Below are 16713 nucleotides of genomic sequence, written 5' to 3'. Positions count from 1 at the left end.
GCTTTCGTCTCATGCCTGGTAGCCTCTCCGAACTCGACCGCCAAGCTTTCCGCGAAGGCGTGCGCGATTATTCGCCCACGCTGATGGCAATCTTCTCCTGGGGGCTCGTCACCGGCATTGCCATGAGCAAATCCGCGCTCACGCTGCCGCAGGCGCTCACCATGTCGCTGCTCTGCTACGCCGGTTCGTCGCAACTGGCCGTGCTGCCGCTGCTCTCCGCCAAATTGCCGGTCTGGACCGTGCTGCTCACCGCGGCGATGGTCAATACGCGGTTTGTGATTTTCAGCGCGGGCCTCGCGCCGCACTTTTCGTATCTGTCCATGTGGCGTCGCATCGTGCTCGGATACTTCAACGGCGACGTGATTTACCTGCTGTTTCAGCGCAAGAGCTTTCAGACCGGTTACGTGCCGGGCAAGGAATCGTATTACTGGGGCATGGCCATCGCGAGCTGGCTGTCCTGGCAGGTCTCGTCGATCATCGGCATTCTGCTGGCGAGCCTGATTCCGGATAACTGGGGTCTCGCGCTGGCCGGCACGCTGGCGCTGATTCCAGTGATGGTCTCCGCGATCACCAGCCGCTCAACGCTGGTGGCTGTGAGCGTGGCCGGCGTGCTGGCCCTGCTGGCCTTCGACCTGCCGTACCGCCTCGCCTTGCCGCTCGCCGTCGTGATGGCAATCGTTGCGGGCAGCGGCGTCGACCTGCTGGTGGAGCGCGCCGACCTGCGCCGCATCCGCAACAGCGCCGGAGATTCCCCATGACCTCCACGCAAATCTGGCTCGCCATCTTCGGCATGATGTTCGTCACGGCGCTGACACGGGCGCTGTTCCTGATCGGCGGCGAGCGCACGGTATTGCCGGCGCGCGTGCAGCGCATGTTGCGCTACGCGCCGGCCGCGGCGCTCATCGCCGTCGTTCTCCCGGATGTGCTGATGACGCCCAGCGGGCTGTCGTTCGGGCTGTCCAACCATGCCTTCTACGGCACGCTCGCCGGCCTCGGCTGGTTCTTGTGGCGGCGCACGATGCTCGGCACGATCGTCGTCGGCATGCTGGTGTTCACCGCTTTACGGCTCGTCTTTTGAGCGGTGTTATGCAATGTTGCGTCGCAACATCGAACCCATGCGTGTCACCGCTTCGACACGTATCTCCCAAATACGGGACATTCGCCTTGAAGCGCGGCATGACGCAGTGGGGATCGGTTAAAATACTCGACTCCCGGAACGCTGCGCGAGGCGGCGGCTCAAGCCGTTAGCGCCGGTTCGAAGGGCAGCCCTGGCGGTGCTTAGCCGGGTCGCGCTTCGCCGGAGGCAGTTCGCGCGCTCCGTCACCGCCTTCCACACAACCGCACACAAACGCCCATGAACCAGGTATTGCGTCTCTCCGATCTGATCGCTGAAGGCAAACTGTCCGGCAAACGCGTATTCATCCGCGCCGATCTGAACGTGCCGCAGGACGATCAAGGCAACATCACCGAAGACACCCGTATCCGCGCTTCCGTGCCGGCCATCAAGGCTGCGCTCGAGGCGGGCGCCGCGGTCATGGTCACTTCGCATCTGGGCCGTCCCACTGAAGGCGACTTCAAGCCGGAAGACTCGCTCGCGCCGGTCGGCAAGCGCCTCGGCGAGCTGCTTGGCCGCGACGTGCCACTGGTGGCGAACTGGGTGGAAAACGGCGTGAATGTCGCGCCGGGCCAGGTCGTGCTGCTGGAAAACTGCCGCGTCAACAAGGGCGAAAAGAAGGATTCCGATGAGCTCGCGCAGAAGATGGCCAAGCTCTGCGACGTCTACGTGAACGACGCGTTCGGCACGGCGCACCGCGCCGAAGCCACCACCCACGGCATCGCGAAGTACGCGCCCGTGGCCTGCGCCGGCCCGCTGCTCGCCGCTGAACTCGACGCGCTCGGCAACGCACTCGGCGCACCGAAGCGTCCGCTGGTGGCGATCGTCGCCGGTTCGAAGGTGTCCACCAAGCTGACCATCCTGAAGTCGCTGGCCGAAAAGGTCGATCAGTTGATCGTCGGCGGCGGCATCGCCAACACGTTCATGCTGGCGGCCGGTCTGAAGATCGGCAAGTCGCTCGCCGAAGCCGATCTGGTGAACGAAGCGAAGGCCATCATCGACCAGGCCAAGGCACGCGGCGCGTCGGTGCCCATCCCGACGGACGTCGTCACCGCCAAGGAGTTTTCGCCCACCGCGAAGGCCGAAGTGAAGGCGGTAGCGGACGTGCAGGACGACGACCTGATCCTCGACATCGGACCGGAAACCGCTAAGGCACTCGCCGCGCAGCTCGAGAAAGCCGGCACGATCGTGTGGAACGGTCCGGTCGGCGTGTTCGAATTCGACCAGTTCGGCAACGGCACCAAGACGCTGGCAGACGCGATTGCGAAATCGCCGGCGTTCTCGATTGCCGGTGGCGGCGACACACTCGCGGCCATTGCCAAGTACAACATCCAGGACAAGATCAGCTACATCTCGACGGGCGGCGGCGCTTTCCTCGAATTCCTCGAGGGCAAGAAGCTGCCGGCGGTCGAAGTCCTGGAATCGCGGGCATAACGTGGCCACTCGCTCCTCATCGGCAAAAGTTGGCAGGACGCGGGTGAAGCCAGCGTCGTCGAAGGTTCAGGTCAGCGAAGCAACGCGTCCGCCGCTGGCGCTTCACGCGCCGGTATCGAACACCGCCATCACCCATAAAGCGACGCCGGTTTCAACTGGCGCGCCACTCCCCATAGCACCTTTGGGTGCGCAGCCTCCGCACCCCACTCGCAGCGCTCATTCCAGCGATCCCATCCAGACGAGGAGACTCATGCATCGCGCCACCAAGATTGTCGCCACTATCGGCCCGGCATCCAGCACGCCGGAAGTCCTGCTGCAAATGATTCAGGCAGGACTCGATGTGGTGCGCCTTAATTTCTCGCACGGCACGGCCGACGATCACCGCCAGCGTGCCGAGTTCGTGCGCGAAGCGGCCCGCCAGGCAGGCCGTGAAGTTGCCATCATGGCTGACCTGCAGGGCCCGAAGATCCGGGTCGGCAAATTTGAAAACGGCAAGACCACGCTCGTGCCGGGCGCTGCGTTCATCCTCGACGCCGAATGCGAACTCGGCAACGACGACCGCGTCGGCCTCGACTACAAGGACCTGCCGCGCGACCTGAAACCGGGCGACGTGCTGTTGCTCAACGACGGCCTGATCGTGCTGAACGTGGTGCGTGTGCTCGGCAGCGAGATCCACACCACCGTGAAGATCGGCGGCGAACTGTCGAACAACAAGGGTATCAACCGCCAGGGCGGCGGCCTCACGGCGCCGGCGCTTACCGCCAAGGACATGGAAGACATCCGCACGGCCATGTCGCTGGGCGTGGATTTTGTCGCGGTATCGTTCCCCAAGAACGCCACCGACATGGAAATGGCCCGTCAGCTCGCCAACATCGCCGGCGCGCCGTACGGCATCAAGCCGAAGATGATCGCCAAGATCGAGCGCGCGGAAGCGATTCCGGCGCTGCAGGGCATTCTCGACGCGTCGGACGGCATCATGGTCGCGCGTGGCGACCTGGCCGTGGAAGTGGGCAATGCCGCGGTGCCGGCCTTGCAAAAGCGCATGATCCGCATGGCGCGTGAATCGAACAAGTTCGTCATCACGGCCACGCAGATGATGGAGTCCATGATCTACGCGCCGGTGCCGACCCGCGCCGAAGTGTCGGACGTGGCCAACGCCGTGCTCGACGGCACGGACGCGGTGATGCTGTCGGCGGAATCCGCGGCCGGCAAATACCCGGTGGTGACCATCGAAACGATGGCTGCCATCTGCGTGGAAGCGGAGAAGTCGGAACTGTCCGAACTGGACAAGGATTTCCTCGACCGCACGTTCACGCGCATCGACCAGTCCATCGCCATGGGCGCGCTGTTCACCGCGTTCCACCTGGGCGCCAAGGCCATCGTCGCGTTGACGGAGTCGGGTTCCACCGCGCTGTGGATGTCGCGCCACTGGTCGCACGTACCCATCTTCGCGCTCACGCCGCGGGTGAGCAGCGAGCGCGCCATGGCCCTCTACCGCAATGTCACGTCGCTGCATCTGGACAGCAGCAGCGACCGCGACACGGCGCTGCAGCAGGCGCTGGAGACGGTGGTCAGCAAGGGCTATGCGTCGCGCGGCGACATGGTCGTGCTGACGGTCGGCGAGCCGATGGGCGCAGCCGGCGGAACGAACACGCTGAAGATCGTGCGGGTGGGCGAACCGTATTGATCGGCTTCAAATCTGCTTGATCGGCACGGCGAAGCAGGTTGAACGCTCCATGAGAGGCGACGCACCAGTGAGTAGCGCGAGCTTGCGGGCTCGCAGATGGCTGGATGCGCAAGGGGTGGCGGTCTGCTTCGCGATTGAATCGAAAAAAGATGCCGGCGGCACAGGTTTCGTTTCAACTTTGGAGTACATGCATGCCTCTCGTATCAATGCGTCAACTGCTGGACCACGCCGCTGAACACGGCTACGGGCTTCCGGCATTCAACGTGAACAATCTGGAGCAGGTGCAGGCCATCATGGCAGCGGCGGATCAGGTCAACGCCCCCGTCATCATGCAGGCCTCGGCGGGCGCGCGGAAGTACGCGGGCGAGCCGTTTTTGCGTCATCTGATCGAAGCAGCCGTGGAGTCGTATCCGCATATTCCGGTCGTGATGCATCAGGATCACGGGCAGTCGCCGGCAGTGTGCATGGCGGCGATCCGCAGCGGTTTTTCCAGCGTGATGATGGATGGCTCGCTGGAAGCGGACGGCAAGTCGGTGGCGTCGTACGAGTACAACGTCGAGGTGTCGCGCAAGGTGGTGGAAGCCGCGCATTCCATCGGCGTCACGGTGGAAGCAGAACTCGGCGTGCTGGGTTCGCTGGAAACGATGAAGGGCGACAAGGAAGACGGCCACGGCGCGGAAGGCACGATGACCCGCGAGCAACTGTTGACCGATCCGGAGCAGGCCGCCGACTTCGTCAAGCTCACGCAGTGCGACGCGCTCGCCATTGCCATCGGCACGTCACACGGCGCGTACAAGTTCAGCAAGAAGCCCACCGGCGATATTCTGTCCATTCAGCGCATCAAGGACATTCACCGGCGCATTCCGAATACGCACCTCGTGATGCACGGTTCGTCTTCGGTGCCGCAGGAGTTGCTGGCGGAAATCCGCGAATTTGGCGGCGATATGAAGGAAACCTACGGCGTGCCGGTCGAGGAAATTCAGGAAGGCATCAAGCACGGCGTGCGCAAGGTTAATATCGACACTGACCTGCGTCTGGCGATCACCGGGGCGATCCGCCGCTACATGGCGGAAAATCCGGGCAAGTTCGATCCGCGCGATTACCTGAAGCCGGCCCGCGAAGCCGCGAAGAAGATTTGCCTGCAGCGCTACATGCAATTTGGCTGCGAAGGGCAGGCTGGCAAGATCAAGCCGGTCCCGCTTGATAAAATTGCCGAGAAGTACAAGTCGGGCGAGCTTGCGCAGGTCGTCCGTTAAGCTGGGCTGTATTGCAGTACGAACCTGGCCATCCGGCCAGGTTGCCGTCCGCTTCGCCGTTCCCGCATCATAGGGGGAACGGCGTTTCCCTTTTGTTCCGGTCTCATTTTTGCCTCATTTCTAGCGAACTACGACGATGTCTACCCTCTACGAATCCACGCTCCGCTCGCTGCCGCTGCTTGGCCGCGGCAAGGTCCGCGACAACTACGCGGTGGGCAATGACCAGTTGCTGATCGTCACGACAGACCGTCTGTCGGCGTTCGACGTCATCATGGGCGAGCCGATTCCGAACAAGGGTCGCGTGCTGAACCAGATGGCCAATTTCTGGTTCGACAAGCTCAAGCACATCGTGCCGAACCACCTCACGGGCGTGGCGCCTGAGTCGGTAGTGGCGGCAGACGAAGCCGAGCAGGTGAAGGGCCGCGCGGTCGTGGTCAAGCGCCTCGAGCCGATCCTGGTCGAGGCGGTGGTGCGCGGCTATCTGGCCGGCAGCGGCTGGAAAGACTATCAGGCCACCGGCGCCGTGTGCGGCGTCGAGCTGCCGCCGGGCCTGCAAAACGCGCAAAAGCTGCCCGAGCCCATCTTCACGCCGGCCGCCAAGGCCGAAATGGGCCATCACGACGAGAACATCACGTACGACGACATGGAGCGTCGCATCGGCACCGAACTGTCGGCCACGATCCGCGACATCTCGATCAAGCTGTACAAGGAAGCGGCGGAGTATGCGGCCACGCGCGGCATCATCATCGCCGACACCAAGTTTGAATTCGGCCTCGACAATCAGGGCAAGTTGTACCTGATGGACGAAGCCCTCACCGCCGATTCCTCGCGCTTCTGGCCGGCTGACCAGTACCAGGTCGGCACCAATCCGCCGTCCTTCGACAAGCAGTTCGTGCGCGACTGGCTGGAAACCCAGCCGTGGAAGAAAGAGCCGCCGGCGCCGAAGCTGCCGGACGAAGTGGTCACGAAGACGGCCGCGAAGTATCAGGAAGCACTTGAGCGTCTAACTGGGGAAAAGCTCGCCTGAGGGCGGGCAACGTTTCCGTGAAGCAGGCCGCAAAGCCCGCGATCAAGGCAGCGCCGGGCTGCCGCCGCACCTGCACCAGGTGGTGGCGCGGCAGCGGCCCCGGCATTGAAGCAGCACCAAGGTAGCCGCAAGGCCGCCTGAGGCAGTACCAAGGCAACACGACAGTAGCGCGATAGCAGCGCAACAGCAGCGATAAGGAAGCCCGCAAGATGAGTCAGGTCCAGTCCGCCCAGAAGGCACACACGCATGCAGCACCGCTCGTCGGTGTGTTGATGGGGTCCAGTTCCGACTGGGAAGTCATGAAGCACGCCGTTGCGATCCTGCAGGAATTCGGCGTACCGTACGAAGCGAAGGTCGTGTCCGCGCACCGGATGCCCGACGAGATGTTCGCCTACGCCGAGGGCGCGCGCGAGCGCGGCCTGCGCGCCATCATCGCGGGTGCGGGCGGCGCCGCGCACCTGCCGGGTATGCTGGCCGCGAAAACCACCGTGCCCGTGCTGGGTGTGCCGGCGGCGAGCAAATATCTGAAGGGCGTCGATTCGCTGCATTCCATCGTGCAGATGCCCAAGGGCGTGCCGGTTGCGACCTTTGCGATTGGTGAGGCAGGCGCGGCAAATGCTGCGTTGTTCGCGGTGTCGATTTTGAGCGTGACGTCGAACGAGTACGCCAATCAGCTCGCGGCGTTCCGCGTGCGGCAGAACGAAGCCGCGCATGCAATGGTGTTGCCGCCGCTGTAAGCGCAAACGCGACGGATGCCAGCGCGTCTTCACGTGCACAGCCGTACCGAAACAGAAGTCCCGAAGTCCATTGCCTGACCCCGGCGCGGCACGCCTCCATGCGTGTCGGCCGTGACCGACCACTAAGATGAATCCAGACAACACACCGGTTTCACCGATTCTGCCCGGCGCATGGCTTGGCATGGTCGGTGGCGGCCAACTCGGCCGCATGTTCTGCTTTGCCGCCCAGGCAATGGGTTATCGCGTTGCCGTGCTCGATCCGGACGAAGCCAGTCCGGCGGGCTCGGTCGCGGACCGTCACCTGCGCGCGGCTTACGACGACGAAGCCTCGTTGACCGAACTCGCGCGGCTGTGCGCGGCGGTGTCGACGGAGTTCGAAAACGTGCCGGCAGCGAGCCTCGACTTTCTGGCCCGCACCACCTTCGTGAGCCCAGCCGGCCGTTGTGTCGCTGTCGCCCAGGACCGTATTGCCGAGAAGCGCTTTATTGCGGAGTCGGGTGTCGCGGTGGCGCCGCATCTGGTGATCGAATCGTCGGACGCGCTCGCCGCGCTCGAGGACGGCAAGATCGACGCCGTACTGCCCGGCATTCTCAAGACCGCGCGACTCGGCTACGACGGCAAAGGCCAGATCAGCGTGCGCAACGCCGAAGAAGTGCGCGAGGCGCATGCGTCGCTCGGTGGCGTGGCGTGCGTGCTGGAAAAGCGTCTGCCGTTGAAGTTCGAAGTGTCCGCGCTGATCGCGCGGGGCGCGAACGGCTCCTCCGTGGTGTACCCGCTTGCGCAGAATACCCATCGCGATGGCGTGCTCTCGCACACCATCGTCCCCGCGCCGGATGCGAGCGCGACGCTCGTCAGCCAGGCGCAACAGGCCGCGCTGCAGATTGCGGACAAGCTGGGTTATGTCGGCGTACTGTGCGTCGAGTTTTTCATTCTCGAGGACGGTTCGCTGGTGGCCAATGAAATGGCGCCCCGGCCGCACAATTCCGGCCACTACACGGTCGATGCGTGCGCCACGAGCCAGTTCGAACAGCAGGTTCGCGCCATGACCGGCATGCCGCTCGGCGACACGCGCCAGCACTCGCCGGCCGTGATGCTGAACATTCTCGGCGACGTGTGGTTCCCGGACGGCGGCAAGCGCGCTGCCGTCACGCCGCCGTGGCACGAGGTCGCAGCCATGCCGGCGGCGCGCCTGCATCTGTACGGCAAGGAGGAGGCACGTCCGGGCCGCAAGATGGGTCACGTGAACTTCACCGCAGTGACGCTGGACGAGGCGCGTACCGCCGCGCGGGATTGTGCGCGTCTGCTGCACATCCTGAAGAGCTGAGACGCACGCGCCATCATGCCGGATCAAAGCAAACCGCCGGGCAGCATGTCGAAACCTGCTGAAGCCTCAGCCGGAGAGGTGGCGCGCGTGGATGCCGCTTCGCGTGAGACCAATGTTCACAACCCGGTTCACAGCCCGTCGGAAGTTGCCGCTGGGACGTCCGCCGTCACGCCTAGCCCGGTGATGAGCGCCGCCCACATCGAGCACGCGGCTGCGTTGCTCGACGCGGGAGAACTGGTCGCCTTTCCCACTGAAACCGTCTACGGCCTGGGCGGTGACGCGCAAAGCCCGGATGCCGTCGCGCGGATTTACGCGGCGAAGGGTCGCCCGGCGAATCATCCGGTGATCGTGCATCTCGCGCCGCATGGCGATCCTGGCTACTGGGTCGAGCACCTGCCGCCCGAAGCATTACGGTTGATCGACGCGTTCTGGCCTGGTCCGCTGACCTTGATTCTCAAGCGCGCCGCGCATATTCCAGCGGCGGTCAGTGGCGGGCAGGGTTCAGTGGGCTTGCGTTGTCCGTCGCATCCGGTGGCTCAGGCGCTGCTCTCGGCATTCAGCGCGCGACGCGGTGGGCATGGCGGCGTTGCTGCGCCGTCGGCGAACCGCTTTGGCCACGTCAGCCCGACCACCGCGCAGCATGTGCGCGACGAATTCGGCGGCACGATTCATGTGCTCGACGGCGGTTCATCGGACGTGGGCATCGAGTCGACCATTCTCGATCTGTCGCGTGGGTTTCCTGCGCTGCTGCGCCCGGGGCGCGTGACGCCGCAGGATATTGCCGAGGTGCTCGGCGAAGCGCCGCGTCTGCCAGACGGCTCGGACGCCACGGCGCCGCGTGCCTCCGGCACGCTCAAGGCACACTACGCGCCGCGCACGCCGTTGGCGTTGCTGCCGTTCGAGGCGCTGGAGCCGATGCTGGCGGCGCGCGAACCGAACCAACGTGTGGCGCTGGTGGCCCGCGTTTCACGCGCCGGCCGGTGGGCCGAAGCGGAAGGCGTGCATTTCATCGCTGCGCCTGAAGACCCGCATGTTTACGCGCGCGAGTTGTACGGCTTGTTGCGGGCTTTGGATCGCGCCAATGTCACGCGTATCCTGATCGAAAAGTTGCCCGATTCGATTGAATGGATCGCGGTTAATGACCGGCTTGGGCGCGCTGCGGCGGCGTTTGAAGCGCAAGGGTAGGGCCGGCGACCAGCACTACGAAGCCGTTTGCCTGCAGCGAACTCGTTGCTCGCGGTGAATGACCGGCCAAGGTGGGCCGCTGCGGCGTTTCAAGCGCAACAGCAGGACGCACGACGGTCCGCGGCAAGAGGCGAGATGCCACCTTCAGGCAACCAGCTAACCGCTAGCTAGCGCATAACGTCCCGCCTTGATCACCCGCGCCGCCAAAGAAAAAAGGCCCAGCTAAACCACACCGGGCCTTTCTCATCATCAGCGCATGAGCGGCAGCTAATCAAGCCCACCGCCCGCGCTGCATTAAATCACTTACCCAATCCCGTCGCCGCGATCGTCTTCTCGACGTACTGCGCGAACAGTGCGTGCGTATGCGTGCTCGGGTGGACCGTATCCGCGAACATATAGGTCTGATCGGCACCGGCCACCGTGTAGTTCTGCGGCGAGCAGAACAGCGACGACGCGAACTGCGCGCCGTACTGCTGCGGCGTCAGACCTTGCGTCACGGACGGGTTCGCCGTTGCGTATGCCGTAGCATTAGCGGCCATTGCCGTCAGGTTACACGCCGTACCCGTGTTGGTGACCGTGAAGCCTTCGGCGGCGGCGTTCGGCAGTGCGACGGTGTCGAGCCACGTGAACGCATCAGCGACGATCACGGTGCCGGACGTTGCCAGCGGTGCGATAGCCTGTTCGAGGATACCGTTGTACGCGGCCGTGATGCCGGTCAACAACGCAGCCGCGCCAGGCGTCTGCGCGTTGGCGGCCACACCGAGGGGCGTCTGGCCGATGTCCGGAATGGTCATCAGCACGATATGCTTCGCGCCCGAACCGGCGATGGTCTGGATCTGACCCGCCAGCGCGACAGCCGCCTGATAAATCGGGCTATTCGTTTGTTGCAGGTAACCTGCGATGAACGTCACCTCGCCTGCCTGCGTATTCGGCACCAGACCCGCCTTCACGGCTGCCGGGTATCCCGTCTGCAGTTCAGCGCCGAGCGCCGCCAGATTGGCGTCAGTCGCGTACTGGAAAATGTCGTTGGCGCCGCCGTTGATCAGCACCAACTGGTTCGAGTTGAAGCTCTGATGCGCGGCCAGATAGTTGCTGACCTGGGTGACCACCGGCACGGTCGTCGCCGCGAGGTTGTCGGGCGCCCAGCCTTCACCTTCAGGATTGACCACGTCCGAGCCGCCCTGCGCGTAGCCATAGCCGCCGGTGGCGACCAGCGGATCACCGAAGCCGCCTTGATACGCCGGGGTCAGCGTGCCGCCGTAGTATTCGGCAACCTTTTGCGTCCAGATTTCGCCCGGGTTCGTCGTGAAGCGACCACCGCCGAAGTCCGCGGCGATCACCGGGGAGTACGTGCCCACGTCCGACAGACTGTCGCCGAACGACACCACCTGAAGATTCACGCCGCCTGCCGGCGTGCTGCTCGAATTATTGTTGCCGCTTCCCCCGCCGCACGCTGCAAGCAACGCGAACGCTGCGCTGGCAATCGCCACTTGAGTCATGCGCAGAACACCGCGCTGTTTCATTCCCTGGTGCTTCATATTGATTTCATCTCCTCGTATGTGGCCCTTTTGCCGTGGTGCAAGCCGCGCCCACAGCGAGGGCAGCGAGCGACAGCTTACATAATCTTCTCAGCCTTGCGCGATGTTTAAGCGTCGACTGTTGTTTCTAGAAAGCGTTTTTAGACGGACTGCCAGGCACTTCCGCCGCCGCGCGCTGCCCGGTGCCCTCCCGTGCAAGCTGCTCGTGATACGCGGTTGCCCATGCGGGCGGCGCGAACAGCGCGCGCAGCTTGTTGCGCCAGCCGCGCACGCGGACCACGTCGGCGCCCATCGACGCCCATTCGTGGAACGTTGCCTTTAGCGGGTTATACGTGTGCAGCGGCTCGACGATGCCGTAGACCGGCGCATCGTGCGGATCCTCTTCCACGAAGCTGCCGAACAGGCGATCCCAGATCACCAGCACGCCCGCATAGTTGCGATCGAGGTAGCGCTCGTTGCGCGCGTGATGCACCCGATGGATGGATGGCGTGTTGAACACGTACTCGACCCAGCCGAGCTTGCCGATCACCTGGGTATGCACGAAGAACTGAAAGCCGAGGTTGATCAGCACGATGCCGACGATCTCCTTGGGCGGAAATCCGAGCACCGCCAGAGGAATCCAGAACACCCACATGCCGGCAACCGGATACATCAGGCTCTGGCGAAACGCGGTGGAGAAATTCATCCGCTCCGACGAGTGATGCACCACGTGCGCGGCCCACAGCCAGCGCACCCGATGGCTGCAACGATGAAACACGTAATAGAGCAGGTCCTGCGCGACGAACAGCACGGCGAACGAGAGCCAGCCCGCGGGCCACGTATAGATGCGCCAATGCGCATAGCAATAGGCGTACACGGGAATGATGGCGAGCCACGCGAGTTTGTCGGCGGCCTGCTGCATGAGCGCGAGCGCCGTGTTGCACAGCGTGTCGCGCCATGTATAAAAGCGCGCGGCGGGGCGCGTGCGATGCAGGTGCCACGCCTCCCAACCAATGCATGCGAGGAAGACCGGCGCCATGGCGAGCAGCAGCAATTCGGCATCGAATTGCATGTCCGTCTTCCTCCGTGGTCCCAGTCCGTCGCGGTTGCCGCGGCGGACGTTGTCGTTTTTGTTTGAGGCAGCGCGCCGTTTTTACCGGTCGGCTGCGTGCGCGCGTCTGTCTGACGTCGAGGAGCGCTTCAAACTCTGTCCGCAAGCGTACACGGTCCGAGGCGCGCCGCGCATGCCTTCGCTAGAAGGATTCCTCAATGCTGGGAGCGCTTGTGCGGGTTTTTCCTGGGCTTGGCGCGCGGCTCGGGTTCGACCTCCTGGATGGGTTGGGAGGGACCCTGGTAGATCCATTCGAGCAGCGCATCGTGTGCGGCGCGCGCTGCTTCGGAATGCGGATCGTTGATGATGCTGACCACTATGTAGCTGACGCCGTCCGCGGACGCCACGTAGCCCGCAATGGCGCGCACGTCGCGCAACGTGCCGGTCTTGATGTGCGCGTTGCCGCCCACGGGCTGCGACGTGAGCCGGTTGCGCATGGTGCCATCCACGCCGGCCACCGGCAGCGAATCGACGAACACCTGGGCGACCGGGCTGGCATTGGCCGCCTGCAACAGGTCGGCGAGTGAGAGCGCCGTGATGTGCTCGTCGCGCGACAGACCGGAGCCGTTGTCGAGCGACAGATACTCCATGTTCAGGCCGCTCTTCTGCAAAAACGCTTCGATCGCATGCGCCGATTTTGCCGGCGTAGCGGGCGGCTTGCTGGTGACCGCGCCGATGGTCAGGAACAGATTGCGCGCCATCGTGTTGTTGCTGAACTTGTTGATGTCGTGAACGATGTCCGACAGCATCGGCCCGTCGTGAGTAGCCACGAGGCGTGCGCTGAGCGGCACTGCGCCTTCATGCGTGGTGCCGGCGAAAGTGCCGCCGGTCTGCTGCCACAGCGCGAGAAAACCGCCCGCAAAAAATGTCGTGTGGTCGAGGACCGCGACGTTCAGCGTGCGCGGGCCGCAGCGTTCGGGATAGTCGCCGCCAAACGCTGCGACGACCATGCCGTTCGCTTGCGGCGTCACGGCAGGCGTGGGCAGTTCGCCGCGGCAGGGGCCGCGCGTGGCGTGCAACTGGTTGTCGATCTGCAATTGCGAGAGGGCGGGGATCACGTCGACGGCCACGCTGCCGTCGGGCGCCGGCGTCATGGTGAACGACAGCGACTTGAAAGCGTACAGCAGCGGATCGGGGCCGACGTTGTACGGCGCATTGGCGTCGTCGTCGAAGGCGGGCAGATCGCGCGTCGACGGATCGAAGAAACGCTTGTCGAGCACCAGCGCGCCGTCAATGCCGTTGATGCCCGCCTTGCGGATCTTCTGCACGAGGTCGATCAATTCTTCCGGGACGAGTTTCGGGTCGCCGGTGCCCTGGATGTACAGATTGCCGTGCAGGATGCCGTTCGCGTCGAGGTTGCCATCCGCGTAGGCGCTGGTGCGCCAGCGGTAGTCAGGGCCGAGGATCGAAAGACCGGCGTAGGTCGTGACGAGCTTCATCGTCGAGGCGGGCATCATCGGCTGCCCGGCGTTGAGCGCGACGATGGGCGTGCGATCGCCCACTTTCTCCACCACCACGCTGATGGCCGACAAGGGCACGTGGGCGCGCGCGAGACCAGCCATCACGGTAGGCGGCAACACGGTACTGACGCTGACTGCGGGATGCGTCGCCTTGACGCGCGCCTGCGCAGGCGCGGCGAAGGCAAATGCCGTGCACGCCAGCATCACGGCCATTGGGCGAACCAAGCCTTGCAAGGCGGGACGCGTACGGCTCACGGATGAATCCGATGGAACGGACTGGGTGGACGATCTTGGCGATCTGGACGAATCGGCGCGTACGGGATGTACGGTGTGGCGACGGAGCAGGGCAGACAGAAAGGCGTGCGTCATGTACGGGCAAAAAAGCAAAAGTAACGGCTAAAAGACGGCACGACCGGCCCGGCCAGCAGGAATGGCACAAGCGGCGGCATCGTACTTTTTCAATGTTCGGGGTGCGCAGGCGCGCGGCGAACGTGCGGCGGCGTTTGTGCCGCACGTCAGGACGGGCCTGCAGGCAATCCCCTGTTCGAGTATCCGGCTTGCGCGCTGGCCGCAGCGGTCGAAACCGCGCGGCGCGCCACGCAAAGCGCTCATTGTAGAGATATGCCGCGTCCGTGCGTCGAATTTGCCCCAATGTCGACGCGGACCTCATGGCAACGGCGGTGGGGCACCACAGGCAGGCGCGCCCATGCCGGTTCGGGCGCTAGAATGCGGCATCATGATTGTTTCGGAATCGTAGAGCCATGCGCATATTGCTAGTCGAAGACGACCGGATGATTGCCGAAGGCGTGCGCAAGGCGCTGCGCGGCGAAGGCTTTGCCGTCGACTGGGTCGAGGACGGTGAGGCGGCGCTGAGCGCGGCGTCGGGCGAACCTTACGATCTGGTGTTGCTCGATCTCGGGCTGCCCAAGCGTGACGGTCTGGACGTGTTGCGCGCGTTGCGCTCGCGCGGTCACACGTTGCCCGTGCTGATCGTGACGGCGCGCGACGCGGTGGCCGACCGCGTCAAAGGTCTCGACGCCGGCGCCGACGATTACCTCGTCAAGCCGTTCGATCTCGACGAACTCGGCGCCCGCATGCGTGCGCTGATCCGCCGCCAGTCCGGCCGCAGCGATTCGACCATCCGCCACGGCACGCTCACGCTCGATCCCGCTTCGCATCAGGTCACACTGGCCGGTGCGCCGGTCGCGCTGTCAGCGCGTGAATTCGCGCTGCTCGAGGCGCTGCTCGCGCGGCCCGGCGCGGTGTTGTCGAAGAGTCAACTCGAAGAAAAAATGTATGGCTGGGGCGAGGAGATTGGCAGCAATACCGTGGAGGTCTACATCCACGCGTTGCGCAAAAAACTCGGCGCGGATCTGATCCGCAACGTGCGGGGCCTTGGCTACATGATCGCGAAGGACGCCTGAATCGATGCGTTCCATTCGCCGTCAATTGCTGTTCTGGCTGCTGGCCATCGTGTTGCTCGGCGTCGGCATTGCCGGCTGGCTTATCTACCGTCAGGCGCTCGCCGAAGCCAACGAACTGTTCGATTACCAGTTGCAGGAAATCGCCGAGGCGTTGCCATCGGAATCCTTTTCGCAGGTGCTCGGCTCACGCGATACCGGCGACGAAGGCATCGTGCTGCAAATCTGGAATCGCAACGGCACGTTGATGTACTACTCGCGGCCGCGTGCGCCGCTCGCGCCACGTGCGGAACTGGGCTTCTCGACCGAGCACACCGATCGCGGCGACTGGCGCGTGTATGGCGCGATCGTCGGCGATAACGTCGTGCAGCTTGCGCAGCCGGTGTCAGTACGCAATCGCCTCGCGGCGAACGTCGCGCTACGCACGTTGTGGCCGTTGATCGTGCTGTTGCCGCTGCTGGGCCTCGCGGTCTGGATCATCGTCGGCCGTGGACTCAAACCGTTGCGCCGCGTGACGGGTGCGCTCGACGCACGACATCCGGAAGCGCTCGATGCATTGCCCGACACGCGTCTGCCGCTCGAAGTGCAGCCGCTGGTGCGCGCGTTGAATGGCCTGCTGGCGCGCCTCGCCACCGCGCTCGATACGCAGAAAGCCTTCGTCGCCGACGCCGCGCACGAACTGCGCACGCCACTCGCCGCGGTGCAGATCCAGACGCAACTGGTGGCACGTGCCAACGACGACGTCACTCGCCGTGAAGCGCTGGCGGACCTGCAAGCCGGCGTCACGCGGGCCACTCGCCTTGCCGAGCAACTACTGGCGCTGGCGCGCTCCGAACCGGACGGCCAGACCGAAACGACGAGCATCGATCTGCACGCGCTGCTCGAAGATTGCGTGCTGACTTACGCGCCGCTTGCACAGCAACGCGGCATCGATCTCGGCATCGAGCGCAACGACGCGGCAAGCGTCACCGGCAATGCCGAAGCCTTGCGCGTGATGTTCAACAATCTCGTCGATAACGCCGCGAAATACACGCCGTCCGGTGGACGCGTCGACGTGAGTCTCGTGGTCGAAGACGGTCATCCGGTCGTGCGTATCGCCGACAGCGGACCCGGTGTGCCGCTCGCCGAGCGCGAGCGCGTGTTCGACCGCTTCTACCGCGCCGGACCCAGCGCGGATCGGGTGCGCACGGACATTGCCGGCAGCGGGCTGGGGCTCGCCATCGTGCGCCGGATCGCGCTGCAACACGGCGCACGAGTCACGCTCGACGACGCGCCGGCCGGTGGCCTGCTGGTCAGCGTGCGGTTTTAAGCCGTGCCGCGCAGCGCTGCGCCTGGCTGGGTGGGTGGCTGGATGAGCATAGGGAAAATCCCGCGATATAGCGGACGTTCACTTTGTTTAAGACTCTTTTAAGTGACACCCCGTACGCTTCATCCCATCCC

At 64.4% G+C, this 16713-nt stretch carries 14 protein-coding genes; 11 read left to right on the top strand and 3 right to left on the bottom strand.

Annotated features, from left to right (window positions below; all coding sequences use genetic code 11):
• Positions 1-11: 11 nt before the first annotated feature.
• The 9 genes from D0B32_RS12125 (at position 12) to D0B32_RS12080 (ending at position 9764) form a co-directional block, all read left to right on the top strand.
• The gene (locus D0B32_RS12125) at positions 12-758 is read left to right on the top strand and encodes an AzlC family ABC transporter permease (RefSeq protein ID WP_117334236.1); all 747 of its coding nucleotides are present in this window, start codon (positions 12-14) and stop codon (positions 756-758) included.
• A complete protein-coding gene (locus D0B32_RS12120; protein WP_117334235.1) occupies positions 755-1078 on the top strand; it encodes an AzlD domain-containing protein in 324 nt (107 codons plus the stop codon). Before D0B32_RS12125 ends, D0B32_RS12120 begins: the two co-directional genes overlap by 4 nt.
• 276 nt (positions 1079-1354) lie before the next feature.
• Positions 1355-2548 carry a phosphoglycerate kinase gene (locus D0B32_RS12115; RefSeq protein ID WP_117334234.1) on the top strand — a complete coding sequence of 398 codons (1194 nt, stop codon included), beginning with the start codon at positions 1355-1357 and terminating at the stop codon, positions 2546-2548.
• Positions 2549-2798: 250 nt separating this feature from the next.
• Entirely contained in the window at positions 2799-4235 is a 1437-nt protein-coding gene (pyk, locus tag D0B32_RS12110; protein ID WP_117334233.1) for a pyruvate kinase, read from the top strand.
• A 191-nt stretch (positions 4236-4426) separates the two neighbouring features.
• Complete coding sequence (gene fba / locus D0B32_RS12100; RefSeq protein ID WP_117334231.1) at positions 4427-5491, top strand: class II fructose-bisphosphate aldolase; 1065 nt, start codon at positions 4427-4429, stop codon at positions 5489-5491.
• 136 nt (positions 5492-5627) lie between these two features.
• On the top strand, positions 5628-6518 hold the full coding sequence (locus D0B32_RS12095) for a phosphoribosylaminoimidazolesuccinocarboxamide synthase (protein WP_117334230.1): 891 nt from the start codon (positions 5628-5630) through the stop codon (positions 6516-6518).
• 209 nt (positions 6519-6727) lie between these two features.
• Positions 6728-7255, top strand: coding sequence for a 5-(carboxyamino)imidazole ribonucleotide mutase (gene purE / locus D0B32_RS12090; RefSeq protein WP_117334229.1), 528 nt, complete (start codon positions 6728-6730; stop codon positions 7253-7255).
• Between the two features lie 127 nt (positions 7256-7382).
• Positions 7383-8579: a 5-(carboxyamino)imidazole ribonucleotide synthase gene (locus tag D0B32_RS12085; RefSeq protein ID WP_117334228.1), complete on the top strand. Its 1197-nt coding sequence runs from the start codon at positions 7383-7385 to the stop codon at positions 8577-8579.
• Between the two features lie 183 nt (positions 8580-8762).
• On the top strand, positions 8763-9764 hold the full coding sequence (locus tag D0B32_RS12080; protein WP_117334823.1) for an L-threonylcarbamoyladenylate synthase: 1002 nt from the start codon (positions 8763-8765) through the stop codon (positions 9762-9764).
• A gap of 299 nt (positions 9765-10063) precedes the next feature.
• Here the strand turns inward: D0B32_RS12080 and D0B32_RS12075 are convergent, their stop codons facing one another.
• From D0B32_RS12075 to dacB, 3 genes are all read right to left on the bottom strand, one after another.
• The gene (locus D0B32_RS12075; RefSeq protein ID WP_117334227.1) at positions 10064-11302 is read right to left on the bottom strand and encodes an SGNH/GDSL hydrolase family protein; all 1239 of its coding nucleotides are present in this window, start codon (positions 11300-11302) and stop codon (positions 10064-10066) included.
• A gap of 127 nt (positions 11303-11429) precedes the next feature.
• Positions 11430-12353: a sterol desaturase family protein gene (locus tag D0B32_RS12070; RefSeq protein ID WP_117334226.1), complete on the bottom strand. Its 924-nt coding sequence runs from the start codon at positions 12351-12353 to the stop codon at positions 11430-11432.
• A 194-nt stretch (positions 12354-12547) separates the two neighbouring features.
• Positions 12548-14065 carry a D-alanyl-D-alanine carboxypeptidase/D-alanyl-D-alanine-endopeptidase gene (dacB, locus tag D0B32_RS12065; RefSeq protein ID WP_259295014.1) on the bottom strand — a complete coding sequence of 506 codons (1518 nt, stop codon included), beginning with the start codon at positions 14063-14065 and terminating at the stop codon, positions 12548-12550.
• 548 nt (positions 14066-14613) lie between these two features.
• Between dacB and D0B32_RS12060 the strand changes: the two genes are divergently transcribed.
• Positions 14614-15276 carry a response regulator gene (locus tag D0B32_RS12060; protein ID WP_117334224.1) on the top strand — a complete coding sequence of 221 codons (663 nt, stop codon included), beginning with the start codon at positions 14614-14616 and terminating at the stop codon, positions 15274-15276.
• A 4-nt stretch (positions 15277-15280) separates the two neighbouring features.
• Complete coding sequence (locus D0B32_RS12055) at positions 15281-16582, top strand: ATP-binding protein (protein ID WP_117334223.1); 1302 nt, start codon at positions 15281-15283, stop codon at positions 16580-16582.
• Positions 16583-16713: the final 131 nt, after the last annotated feature.

The organism is Paraburkholderia sp. DHOC27, assembly GCF_003429005.1.
Taxonomy (GTDB): Bacteria; Pseudomonadota; Gammaproteobacteria; order Burkholderiales; family Burkholderiaceae; genus Paraburkholderia.
This window is presented reverse-complemented; position numbering and strand designations above follow the sequence as displayed.